This is a genomic window from Bifidobacterium sp. UTBIF-68 (genome assembly GCF_006408855.1).
GTDB classification, from domain to species: domain Bacteria; phylum Actinomycetota; class Actinomycetes; order Actinomycetales; family Bifidobacteriaceae; genus Bifidobacterium; species Bifidobacterium reuteri.
This window is the reverse complement of record NZ_JFAN01000004.1, coordinates 59877-72091: the sequence shown is the minus strand read 5'-3', so window position 1 is coordinate 72091 and position 12215 is coordinate 59877. Positions and strand designations below refer to the sequence as shown.

Below are 12215 nucleotides of genomic sequence, written 5' to 3'. Positions count from 1 at the left end.
AGCGTGGTAACGAGCGCGCACAGCAGTAGATGTGAGATGAAAGGACCATGATGGCTCAGGATTATGATTCCCCTCGCAACAAGGACGAGGACGAGGAATCGCTGCAGGCTCTGGGGAAGTCCGCACAGAACTCCTCGAGCGACATTGATGATGACGAGAACGCCATCGCCGAAGACTACGAGTTGCCGGGCGCGGATCTGAGCAACGAGGATTCCTCGGTCACCGTCATCCCGATGCAGGGCGATGAGTTCGTCTGCTCCCAGTGCTTCCTCGTCAAGCACCGCAGCCAGCTTGCCTATATGGATGAGGATGGCCAGCCGGTGTGTGAGGAGTGCGCCTCCTGATGGCGTTCGACGAAGCCTACAACGAGCCCGAACACACCGAGGTGCTGGTCAAATCGATCGATCCGGAGCATCCGGCCGACCTGCATTACGCGCATGCCGGTGACGCCGGTGCCGACCTCATCACCACGGTCGATGTGACCTTGAAGCCGTTCCAACGCGCATTGGTGCCCACCGGAGTGGCTATCGCATTGCCGGCAGGGTATGTGGCGCTGGTGCATCCCCGTTCCGGTCTGGCCGCCAAGCAGGGGGTCACGGTGCTCAATGCGCCCGGAACCGTCGACGCAGGTTATCGTGGGGAGATCAAGGTGCCGCTGATCAACCTCGACCCGGAGCATACCGCTGAATTCCATCCTGGCGACCGCATCGCCCAGCTGGTGATTCAGCGGTATGTGGAGGCGCGGTTCGTTCCCGCCGACGTCCTGCCCGGATCCGACCGGGCCGAACGCGGTTTCGGTTCGACCGGGGTGTCGGGCGCTGTGGCATAGGGCGGCGGCACAGGGCGAATCAATCGCAAATGCATGATAGCCGGCCCGGCCCGCAGTGAACGTGGTGCGGCGGGCCGGGCCGGCGCGTGGCTACAATGTAAGTCACAATGGGAGGTGGCAGGCATGTCGGAGAACGAGAGCGAGCAGTATGCCGCCCGCAAGTTGGGCTGTGAGATCAGTGCCGATCCGCTGAACCCGCTCGAGCCCATCAAGCAGGTGTGCAAGGCCCATCATCCGGGGGAGGATCTGACCATCCTCGACCGTGCATACAGGCGTGCCGTCATACAGCACTCATCCCAACGCCGCAAGTCGGGGGAGCCGTACATCATCCATCCGCTGGCTGTCTCCCAGATTCTTGCCGACCTCGGCATGGGACCGGTGGTCGTCGCCGCCGGTCTGCTGCATGACACGGTGGAGGACACCGACTACACGTTGGAGCAATGCCGTGCGGAATTCGGCGACACCGTGGCCGGGCTAGTCGATGGCGTCACCAAGCTGAGCCAGCTCGAGGTCGGCGACTCGGCCCAGGCCGAGACCATCCGAAAGCTTGTGGTGGCCATGAGCCGTGACGTGCGCACACTGGTCGTCAAGCTCGCCGATCGCGTGCACAACGCACGCACCTGGCGCTATGTCAAGACCACCTCAGCCCAGCGCAAGGCGCGCGAGACCCTCGACGTCTATGCGCCGCTGGCCAACCGTCTCGGCATGAACGCCATCAAGACGGAGCTCGAGGAGCTGAGCTTCAAAGTGCTCTATCCCAAGATCTACAACGAGATCGTGGTGCTGGTGGCGCGCCGTGCGGGCCAGCGCGAGGTGTACCTCAAGCAGATTCTCGCCGAGATCAATGATGATCTGTCGGAGCAGCATATCAGGGCGTATGTGACCGGCCGCCCGAAAGACTATTTCTCCATCTACCAGAAGATGATCGTGCGCGGCCATGATTTCGCCAACATCTATGATCTGGTGGGCGTGCGCATCATCGTCGACACCATTCAGGACTGCTATGCGGCGCTTGGCGCCGTGCATGCGCGGTGGAACCCGGTTCCCGGACGGTTCAAGGACTATATCGCCATGCCGAAGCTCAACATGTACCAGTCCCTGCACACCACGGTGGTGGGGCCTGGCGGCAAACCGGTCGAGATCCAGATCCGTACCTGGGACATGCACCGCCGCGCCGAGTTCGGTATCGCCGCACATTGGAAATACAAGGAGAATGGCCAGGCCGGCCGGGCGTTGAGCTCGCCAGACAAGTCCGACCGCAAGCGCGGCGACAATGAGCAGGAGCTTTCCGAAGCCGACAATCTCAAATGGATTCAGCAGCTCGCCGACTGGACGAGCGAGACACCGGACTCCAACGAGTTCCTCGGCTCCCTGAAAGAGGATCTCGGTTCCGCCGAGGTGTATGTGTTCACGCCGAAAGGCAAGATCGTCTCATTGCCGGCCAAGGCCACTCCGGTGGATTTCGCGTACGCCGTGCACACCGAAGTGGGCCATCGTACGATGGGCGCCCGCGTCAACGGTCGTCTGGTGCCGCTAGACACCACGCTCGACAATGGCGACACCGTGGAGATTCTCACCTCCAAGTCCGAGACGGCAGGGCCCTCCCGCGATTGGCTGAGCTTCGTCAAGAGCCCGAAGGCACGCAACAAGATCCGTCAATGGTTCTCGAAGGAACGGCGTACCGAGGCCATTGAGGAAGGGCGTGACGAACTGACCCGCGCCATGCGCAAGCGCAATCTGCCGGTGAATGCGTTGCTCACTCCCGAGGCTCTGGTCGGTGTCGCCGTTGACCTGAACTTCCCGAATGCGGATGCGGTCTTCGCCGCCATAGGCGATGGCCAGATCTCAACACAGAACGTCATCTCCCATCTGGTCAAGGATGCCGGCGCCGACGAAGTGGATGAGGAGGTCGAGCAGGAGGTTCTGCCGCTCAAGCCGGTGGAACGCAAGACTTCGTCCAGTTCCACGGGCGTGTCCGTGAAAGGTGTGGGCGACGTATGGATCAAGCTCGCACGATGCTGCATGCCGGTGCCGGGAGACCAGATCATTGGCTTCATCACCCGTAGCCAGGGCGTATCGGTGCATCGGACCGATTGCCAGAACATGATCGATTTGAAGGCCAAGCAGCCGGAGCGTGTGGTGGAGGTCGAATGGACCAGCACGAAGGGCTTGTTCATGGTCAAGATTCAGGTGGAGGCGCTGGACAGGCGCAACCTGCTGTCTGATGTGACGCGCGTGCTCTCCGACCACGGCGTGAACATCATCTCGGGTACCATTGCCACCGGCTCCGACCGTGTGGCCACCAGCCAGTTCAGCTTCGAAATGGCCGATCCCCAGCATCTGAATACATTGCTCGCCGCAGTGCGCAAGATCGATGGCGTCTTCGATGTCTACCGTCTGACCGGTGCTAAGGAATCCGCCGAACCCCGGCTGCGCAAAATGAAGTAGCAATCGGGATACCGTCTCCGCGAATCACCTCTCAGACAGACTCTCAGACTCGTCCGGTACCGGGACTGCGCGACCGCAGACGATTTGGATATGAAACGATGAGGGCTCCGATTGTTACGGACAATCGGAGCCCTCATTCAGTAAACAGCGTGGACCTGGATTACTCCGCCACGTCCACGGACAGGATCACGGCAGGTTCGGTCGGACGATCCATCGGATCGGTGGACAGCGCTTCGAGCTTGTTCACCACCTGCTTGGAGGCGTCATCGGCCACTTCGCCGAAGATGGTGTGATGGCCGTCCAGCCACGGGGTCGGCACCGTGGTGATGAAGAACTGGGATCCGTTGGTGCCGTGGACCTTGCCGTCACGGCCGCGACGCAGGCCGGCGTTCGCCATGGCCAGCAGATACGGCTTGTCGAACTTCAGGCTCGGGTCGATCTCATCGTCGAACTCATAGCCGGGGCCGCCGGTGCCGGTGCCCAGCGGGCATCCGCCCTGGATCATGAAATTCTTGATGATGCGGTGGAAAGTGAGTCCGTTGTAGAACTTGCCGTGGGAGGGCTGACCGGTGTACGGGTCGGCCCATTCCTTCTCGCCGGTGGCGAGACCCAGGAAGTTGGCCACGGTGTTGGGGGCCTTGTCGTCGAACAGGTTGATGGTGATATCGCCCTCGGAGGTGCGCATGATTACTGTAGTCATAGGTTCCAGTCTGACATTGCCCCACGTCATTCATCTGATGGTGATGTCGTGGGGCGGCGCGGGGCTGCGGTGCCGGTGTTATATGCCGACGCGGGCATGGCATGCCGGCAGGCATATGCGAATCAGCGGATGGGGGAGAAGCTGACACCCTCGTTGCTGCCGGTGGTTGAACCGCCACTGTTGGACGAGCCTGAAGAGGAAGAGCCGGAGCCGGTGGATGTTGAGCCCGACGTCGAACCCGAGTTGGAATCCGAGCCTGTAGAACCGGAGGTGTCTCCGGACGTTCCCGAGCCGGTCGTTCCCGAGCCATTCGTTCCCGAGGAGCCGGTGGAATCCGAACCCGACGATCCGGTGGAATCTGTGGTTCCGGAACCGTTGGTGGTACCGGAATTGCTGCTGTCGGATCCGGTGCCGTTGGAGTTCGTCGAATCGTTGGTCGTGCCGTCCGTTGTGGTGTTTTCGTTGCCGGTGCCATCGTTCTGATCGGATTGCCCATACTGCGGATTCTGGTCGTTGTGGTGGGGCTGTACCGTGGAATCGCCGTCATCGGTGGTGCTGTCGGATGATGTGGTGGGGGAGATCAGGTCGGAGACCACGGTATCGGTGCCATGCCCCTGGGTCACCAGCATCACGATTCCCGCGGTTACGGCCACCGTCAGTAGTCCTGAAACCAGGGTGACGACTACTGCCGTACGTTTGGGGTCATGGCGGTGTTTGCGTAGCTCGGCGATGGAATAGGTATGCCCGTCGTTGGGGCGGGAGACGATTTCCCGGGGCCTGCGCGCCGATGCGGCGCCTTGCGGTTCGACGGTTCGGCCTTGCGCGGGTCCATGGCCCGAACGCTCGCGGGAGGCATCTGCATCCGCATCCTTGGACTGCTCCGCCTTCGCGGTGCCGTCGGTATCCTGGTCGATGGAGGGATCGCCGGATCCCTCGTCGCCCGCATCGTCATTGTCGGCGTCTTCGCTGCCTGAGTTGCCGAGGGTCTGTTGGAATTTCTCGCTGGATGCCGTAATCAGATTCTTGTAGATGTTCGTGGCGACCACGGAGACGATGTAACTGGCTGCCGCACCTATGACCGATCCGGCGACGCCGATTTTCGCGGCCAGCAGGAATGAGGTGACGGCGGCCAATGTGCCGGCCACAATCGAGGAAAGGGAAAGACCTTGGAAAAACTTCTTCACAACGTATGACGGTAGGCGGTTCTGCTGTCATCTTGCTGAAGGCGCGGTGAAAACGACAGAATGCTTACATGAGGATTCCATAATCTTCACATGATTCAGGACAGGGGATGGCGAGGTTGCGGGAATGCCATTATGCCATCATGCCGATGAGGTCTCATGCCCAGTCGAATCGTCCGGTGCCTGCGCCCAGTTCGAAATGCAGTCTGGCTATGCCGAGGCAGATATGCGCCTGTACGCCGTCAAGGGCCTGCGCGCGGACGGTGCGTCCATCCTCCAGCAGCTCGAACCGGACCGGTTGCTTGCCCAATGCGCTGGGGGCGAGCATGACCGCCTCGATACCGGCATGGAACCATTCGGGGGCGTCGGCATATGTTCCATTGGCCACAGTGCCGAGCTCCTCCGCCGGTCTACTGCGATGAGGACGTCCCGGGCGCGTGCCATGACCCAATGCTATGGCTGCGGGCATGCGTTGTCCGGTGCCGATCGTCCACGCACCATGGTGGTCCTGGGTTTCATGAAGCACCACCCATGACGTGTCCAATCCCAATGAGACCGCGTTGAGCGCCAGCAGTTCACCGGCATAGCCCACCTGCTCGTCAAGACGATGTCCATCGTCGCAAACACCCGCATCGGTGCCGTCATCGTCCTTGCCGGAGGTTTCGGAGCCTTCCGGCTCGTCGGAGCCGATCAGCGCGATGAGGTTATGCACCCCCGAGAACCGTCCATAATGCGTGGGGCATCCGCCGAGCGCATCCTCGGCATCATGGATCAGTTGGATGTGCAGATCGTAGGTGCCGTTGAGCTCGTCGATAAGACGGGACAATGTCGCTATCTGCTCTGCGGCCAAAGGCTCTTCGCTGAAGTTGCGAACGGCATGGCGTTCCTTCATCGACTCGAGCAGGTTCATGGCATTCCTCTCAATTCACGGTGTCGGGCATGGTGCGACTGACAATCATCCTCATAGTACTGGGCGGGCGCGAACGCGGCGAACGTGGCTGGCACGACGGGCGCGACGGTTCCGCCGCGGCGGGCACCGCTTTGGAGCGGCACTGGGATGCGGCGTCAGTTGCGATGCAGCGAATGCCGCGTAGGTTTCATGACGGACATGAGCACGGCGGCGAAGATCAGCGCAAAGCCCACCATCGAACTCCATATGATGCGCTCGCCCCAGAACAGGGCGGAGAACGACACGGCAAACAGGGATTCCGTGCACATGATGATGGACGCCTGTGATGCCGGCACATGCGCGAGCCCGATGTTCTGCATGATTTGGGCGCTCATCGTGGCGCCGAGGAACAGGTACAGCACGCTGGCCACCACCGGTCCCGCCAGCCAGCCGGCGTCTGGCGCCGGCTCGGTGAATACGGCTCCGAGGAGGAACATCGTCCCCGCCACGGCGAACTGCACGAAGGTGATGGCGATCGGGTCGAACCGTTGGGCGTAGACGCCGAGGAATGTGAGGTTGAAGGAGAAGATGATTGCGGTGCCGATGGTGAGCCAGTCGCCGACGCCCAGGGACAGCGAGCCGCCTGGTTTGAGAGAGACGAATCCGACGCCGATGAGGCAGACGACGCCTGCGATGAGATTGATGATCTTCGGCCGGTTCCTTGACACGATCCATGTGACGAACGGCGTCAGCACGCAGTAGGCGGCCGTCAGGAACGCGCTGCGTCCCGGTTCGATGGTCTGCAGCCCGACGGTCTGCGTGACCATCGTGCCCCAGTACGTCATGCCCACCACCACGGCGGGGATGATGATCTTGGGTGTCAGATTGGGGATGATGTGCCTGTGGAACAGGGCCAGCATGCACAGACACGCACCGAACATGCGCAGGGCCATCAGCCATTGCGGCGGGATCGCCTCCATGGCGAACTTGGCGAGCAGATAGCTGCCGCCCCACAACGCCGCGCATGCGAGGAGCATCAGACGTGCGAGATTCGGCGGGAACGAACGTGACCATTGGCTGCGCAGCCTGCTGAAACGATCGACCAAACTCATAGGCATGTCCTCTGCACTTCTTGTCTTCCGCCTGTTTGCTCCGGGTCACAGGTTACGGGTACGGCCGGTCAAAATCGGGGATTGGATTCGTGGTGCGTGACCGGCATGTTCGATGGGGAGGTGGCCGGCGCTCATGTAAGGTGACGTTACTCACAGCGATCATCCGAGCGGTTGGCGTACGGTTTGATTACTGTTGACTATGTATCATCAGTGCAATGAAAGGACTTGCCATGGCAGTCATCACTCCGGAAATCAAGGAATTCGTGGCGAACAACCTCGGTTTCGTCTCCACCATCTCCAAGGACGGGGAGCTGGATCTCGGCCCGAAGATGTCCCTGTTCGTTCTGGACGACACGCACATCGCCTACCACGAGCGCACCGCCGGTCAGACCTACGAGAACCTGAAGAACGGATCGCCGCTGGTCGTCGCGTTCGCCAACCTCGAGAAGAAGCAGGGCTACCGCTTCCGCGGCAACGTCACCCTGCACGTCGATGACGACATCTACGACGCCCAGGTCAAGATCGCCGAGGAGAAGGGCACCAAGAAGCCGGCCGTGATCCCGGTGCTTGAGGTCACCGAGATCCAGAACCTCGCTTCCGGCCCGAACGCCGGCAAGACCATCGTCAAGGACTGATGCCGATGCCCCATGCGGGCTATTCCATGTCCCTTGCAGGCCGTCTTCGCATCTCACGGAGGCGGCCTGCCGTGTATATGACGTCGCTGGCCACCTTATTGTTGCTTGATGGTGCGGATGATGATGTGATGCCCCTCCGTGTCGGTGGTGGCGAACAGGTAGGTGTCCCCGCCGTCCTTGAGCCTGAGCTTCCTGCGCAGTCCCGCCACAGGCATGGGGAAATTCCGTACGGTGATGTTCGCGTGCGTCAGCCCCTTCATCGCACGGTTCAGGTCATGCTTGTTCATCGTGGTCACCGTCTCGATGGCGAATGAGCGTCCGGGGAATCCGCCAATCGACTGTCCGGAGACGAACAAGTGGCTGTTCGGACCGATCTGACGGACGTTGAACCGGCGCTCCACTATATCGAAGCATCCGGCCTTCATGATGGAGGCATTGGGCTCATACAGGTACTGCCAACCGGCGTCATCCGCAACGATTCTGCCATCAGAGGCACGATTCGCCGATTCGGCGGCGATCATGGCAGAATCGTTGCCCCTCGACGCATCAGGCACGAACTCCAACACCTGGTCGTCGTTGACGCACACCACACGGGGCGCGTCGCACCGGTCTCGGCCCAACACCAGCAGCAGCTCCTTGCACTCATTGCCGGTGGAGACGATATGCACCTCATGCACCGAGCCCGAAAAATCGGCGACCGTCTTATGCCAGTCGAGCATGGGGGACAGCTTGATCATGACCACGGACGCCTTGCCGAGCAGCAGATCCTTCAGCGCCAGAACATCCGGGGTGCAGTCCGCGATCGCATAGGTGCGCGAACCATGGTCGTCCCTGCGCGCCGGGTCGGCGAAGATCATCGACACCCGGTCAAGTCCCCGAACCGCTTCGGTGGAATCGCCGTTGATGATTCCGGCATGGGGCAGTCCCAGCAGCGGGAGATTATGCCGGGCGATATCGCACAGGTCCGGCTGCCGTTCCACATATGTCGCCGTGTCGAACACGCGGGCCATATAGGAGAAATCGACACCGAACCCGCCTGTCATATCCACGAGGGACGTGGGCGAGTCGGATGATGCCATGAGCCGTGACGCCACACGCGCCTTGTACTGTGCCGTGAACTGCGAAGAGCACTGTTCCATCGGGACCTGAGGCGGATAGATCACCCCCTCGCACCCCGCCCAGTCAGGAAGCTTGACACGCGCACGCTGCCACCCGGAAATCTGCTCCAGGGCGAACGGCAGATCGACCGACGCATCATGCCTGGCATGCAGCGCCAGATCGCGCACATCCTCATTGCGGTGTTCGGCTATAAACGCAAGGGTCTGTTCGGTAATCTCCACAACGGTCATTGTAAAGGAGCGTCGACCGTCCGGTGAGCGTCTCCACGGCTCATGATGATATGGAGGAAGAAGCCAAGGAGGTCCACATGATCGATGAAGTGGTGATGCTGCGCCACGGACGTACCCAATACAATCTCGAGCACCGGCTCCAGGGACAGATCGATGTGCCCCTCGACATCGTGGGGCAATGGCAGGCCGATCAGACAGGATTCGCGCTCGCGAGCCGTTTCTATTGGGCGAAGGTGAACCATCTGGCCGAGCATCCGGAATTGATTGCACAGCCGGGGTTCGGCGCCGCGGAACGCACCGACGTCAGGCAATGGCAGCAGGCTCCGGCGGCCTCCCGGCGCATGGCGGTCGTCTCCTCCGACCTGTTCCGCGCCCGGCAGACCGCGCATGCCTTCGCGGATGTCCTGGGGCTTGAGGTCCGGGTCGATGCGAGGCTGCGCGAGCGCAGTTTCGGCCAATGGGAAGGGCTCACCCGCGAGGAGATCAAGGAGCAGGACGCCGAGGCGTACGCCTCCTGGAAGCACCATACCGGTGGAGAGACGCGCTACGGCGTGGAAAGCCGGGCGCAGGTCGGTGAGCGAGGCGCCGCCGCCGTATGCGATCTGATCGCCGATCCGGCCATCAACGGCGAAGGTGCGGGACGCCATGACCCGGTCACGCTGATGCTGGTCGGCCACGGATCATGGATCACCGCCACCATCGCCAACCTGCTCGGGCTCGACCCGAACGGCATGAACGCCCTCGGCGGACTGCGCAATGCCAGCTGGTGCCGGCTCAAGGTGCGGCATACCGTTAACGGCCAGCCGGTGGACACGCCATACTTCGAACTCGACGAATACAACAAGACTCCGGCCGTTGCGGACAGCGCCGACTGGGAGAACGGTCCGTCCGATCTTCGAGGAGCCGGCATGCTGGATTGGCGGCCCGTCATATGGTGAGACAGCATGGCGTGTCATGCTCATATGCGCATGTCCGTGCCGGACCCGCCGTATGCGCAAATTCGAACGGTGGGTCTAGACTGATTCCGGTTTACGACCGTACAGCGATAGAACACTGGAAAGCGCGGAAGGCGGGTGAGCGTCATGCTGAGAATCTTCAGCTCAATCAACAACCAGGTCGAGCAGATCGAGAAACCCGAGAACGGCTCCTGGCTCTGTCTGAGCGAGCCGACAGATGTGGAGCTCGCCACCGTCGCATCCCAGACCGGCATCGACCTGGCCGATCTGCGTGCCCCTCTGGATGACGAGGAACGCTCCCGCGTGGATGTCGAAGACGACTACACGATGATCATCGTGGACATCCCCACCGTGGAGGAGCGTGGCGGACGCGACTGGTACGAGACCATCCCTCTGTCGATCATCGTGACCGAAAACCTCATCATCACCGTCTGCATGCAGGACACGCCCGTGCTGCACCCGTTCATGGAAGGCACCATCCGTGGGTTCAACACCTACATGCGATCCCGGTTCATCCTGCAGATCCTCTACCGCAATGCCACGATGTACCTGCGATACCTGCGCATCATCGACCGCGAAAGCGACAAGCTCGAACTGAAGCTGCGTCACTCCATGCAGAACCGTGAGATCGTGATGCTCATGGAGCTGTCGAAGACCTTGGTGTACTTCACCACGTCGTTGAAGTCGAACGAAATCGTGATGGAGAAGCTCACCACCCTGCAGCGCATCAAGCAGTATCCGGACGACGAGGACCTGCTCGACGACGTCATCACCGAGAACAAGCAGGCCATCGAGATGGCCAACATCTACAGCGGGGTCCTTGCGAACATGACCGACGCCTTCGCGTCGATCGTGTCCAACAACCTGAACAATGTGATGCGCATCTTCACGATCATCTCCATCACGCTGTCCATCCCGACGCTCATCTTCTCGATGTACGGCATGAACTTCGTGCCCGGACAGCTGGGCATGCCGTTCACCGACAAGACCTGGGGATTCACGCTCATCATCGTGATCTCCATCGTGCTCTCCGGCGTGGTCACCTGGTTCCTCACCCGCTCCCGACTGTTCAAATGAGTTTGGATTGCCCTGTGCATGCTGTGATGAATGCTGTGAAGGGTCTTTTTATCATGAGGTCAAAGTGCTGATGCTGCCGTCGCGACGTCCGGTCCCATGCCGTGAAGACGGGGACATCCTAGGCCATGGCGCGGATCGGGCCGGGGCGGCTCATTCCATCCGACGCAGTATGCGGCGGCATGCGATCCGGGCGATTGCCGTGGCATCGGGCATGGTCGCATTGCTTTCCGGATGCGGACAGATCCAGGTGACGGCCGTATCGGGCGCACCGGAAGGCCCGACCATCGCCATCGGCGTCGCGGCGGACGAGCCGGGCGTCAGCGTGTGGCACGATGGCACATACGAGGGATTCGACGTGACTGTGGCGAAATATGTGGCGTCACGTCTCGGATACGCGAACAAACAGATCGTATTCAAGCAGGTGCGTCCCGAAAACCGTCAATCCATGCTTGACAGCGGACAGGTCGATCTGGTGGTGGCATCCTGGGCCATCACCGACGAGTCCCGCGCCGCGGTCGATTTCGCCGGACCATACCTGACCACCGGCGTGGGGCTTCTGGTACGCGCAGACGACCGTACGACGCTCTCCGCGGACGGCGACAGTGTGGGCGAGCTCGGGCGACGCAATATCTGCGTGGTGAAAGGCGACGAAACGGCATCGATGCTCCTCGAAAACCATAGTGATGCCGTGGCGCAGGAACGCGACAGCTACGCCCAGTGCGTCACTGCGCTCGAAGCGGGATCGGCCGACGCCATCGCCTCGGACCAGGTGGTGCTGGCCGGTCTGCGACAGGCCAACGGTCCGCAGTACTCGGCTCTTCTGACGGATGCGGGAACCGTCTCATACGGAATCGCTGTCGGCAAAGGCAATGCCCGGTTGGCCGGAACGATAGCGCAGTCACTCAAGGACATGGTTGCGGACGGCAGCTGGGACGACGCCCGCAGCACGCTGGAGAACCAGACCATGCTCGCTATTTCGCGTGACGGCACTCCCGGCGCCATCGTCTCGGATGATGAATAACGAAAAGGAACGTGTCCA

Annotated in this window: 12 protein-coding genes; 7 read left to right on the top strand and 5 right to left on the bottom strand. The window is 61.4% G+C overall.

Going from position 1 to position 12215, the window contains the following annotated elements; genetic code table 11:
* The first annotated feature begins 50 nt into the window (after positions 1–50).
* The 3 genes from BW14_RS01515 (at position 51) to BW14_RS01505 (ending at position 3277) form a co-directional block, all read left to right on the top strand.
* Positions 51–344 (top strand): DUF4193 domain-containing protein, encoded by a 294-nt coding sequence (locus BW14_RS01515; protein ID WP_044088924.1) that lies wholly within the window; start codon positions 51–53, stop codon positions 342–344.
* Positions 344–829, top strand: a complete 486-nt coding sequence (gene dut, locus BW14_RS01510) for a dUTP diphosphatase (RefSeq protein WP_140489145.1) — start codon at positions 344–346, stop codon at positions 827–829. The genes BW14_RS01515 and dut overlap by 1 nt, the downstream gene beginning before the upstream one ends.
* Positions 830–952: 123 nt before the next feature.
* Positions 953–3277, top strand: a complete 2325-nt coding sequence (locus BW14_RS01505) for a bifunctional (p)ppGpp synthetase/guanosine-3',5'-bis(diphosphate) 3'-pyrophosphohydrolase (protein WP_140489144.1) — start codon at positions 953–955, stop codon at positions 3275–3277.
* Between the two features lie 160 nt (positions 3278–3437).
* Here BW14_RS01505 and BW14_RS01500 read toward each other — a convergent pair whose 3' ends face one another.
* From BW14_RS01500 to BW14_RS01485, 4 genes are all read right to left on the bottom strand, one after another.
* Positions 3438–3977 (bottom strand): peptidylprolyl isomerase, encoded by a 540-nt coding sequence (locus BW14_RS01500; RefSeq protein ID WP_181162263.1) that lies wholly within the window; start codon positions 3975–3977, stop codon positions 3438–3440.
* Between the two features lie 122 nt (positions 3978–4099).
* Positions 4100–5161 (bottom strand): hypothetical protein, encoded by a 1062-nt coding sequence (locus BW14_RS01495; RefSeq protein ID WP_044088888.1) that lies wholly within the window; start codon positions 5159–5161, stop codon positions 4100–4102.
* A gap of 154 nt (positions 5162–5315) precedes the next feature.
* Complete coding sequence (locus tag BW14_RS01490) at positions 5316–6068, bottom strand: nitroreductase family protein (RefSeq protein WP_044088889.1); 753 nt, start codon at positions 6066–6068, stop codon at positions 5316–5318.
* Positions 6069–6223: 155 nt separating this feature from the next.
* Positions 6224–7159, bottom strand: a complete 936-nt coding sequence (locus BW14_RS01485) for a DMT family transporter (RefSeq protein WP_044088890.1) — start codon at positions 7157–7159, stop codon at positions 6224–6226.
* Positions 7160–7389: 230 nt separating this feature from the next.
* Here BW14_RS01485 and BW14_RS01480 point away from each other — a divergent pair, with 230 nt between their 5' ends.
* Complete coding sequence (locus tag BW14_RS01480; RefSeq protein ID WP_044088891.1) at positions 7390–7794, top strand: pyridoxamine 5'-phosphate oxidase family protein; 405 nt, start codon at positions 7390–7392, stop codon at positions 7792–7794.
* Between the two features lie 95 nt (positions 7795–7889).
* Here the strand turns inward: BW14_RS01480 and BW14_RS01475 are convergent, their stop codons facing one another.
* Positions 7890–9134 carry an SAM-dependent methyltransferase gene (locus BW14_RS01475; protein WP_081886595.1) on the bottom strand — a complete coding sequence of 415 codons (1245 nt, stop codon included), beginning with the start codon at positions 9132–9134 and terminating at the stop codon, positions 7890–7892.
* Between the two features lie 86 nt (positions 9135–9220).
* On the opposite strand from BW14_RS01475, the gene BW14_RS01470 reads away from it, so the two are divergent.
* The 3 genes from BW14_RS01470 to BW14_RS01460 all read left to right on the top strand — a co-directional run bounded on the left by BW14_RS01470 (position 9221) and on the right by BW14_RS01460 (position 12197).
* On the top strand, positions 9221–10081 hold the full coding sequence (locus tag BW14_RS01470; RefSeq protein WP_044088925.1) for a histidine phosphatase family protein: 861 nt from the start codon (positions 9221–9223) through the stop codon (positions 10079–10081).
* A gap of 144 nt (positions 10082–10225) precedes the next feature.
* Complete coding sequence (locus tag BW14_RS01465; protein ID WP_044088893.1) at positions 10226–11176, top strand: magnesium transporter CorA family protein; 951 nt, start codon at positions 10226–10228, stop codon at positions 11174–11176.
* A gap of 184 nt (positions 11177–11360) precedes the next feature.
* A complete protein-coding gene (locus BW14_RS01460; RefSeq protein WP_161788295.1) occupies positions 11361–12197 on the top strand; it encodes a transporter substrate-binding domain-containing protein in 837 nt (278 codons plus the stop codon).
* The last annotated feature ends 18 nt before the right edge of the window (positions 12198–12215 follow it).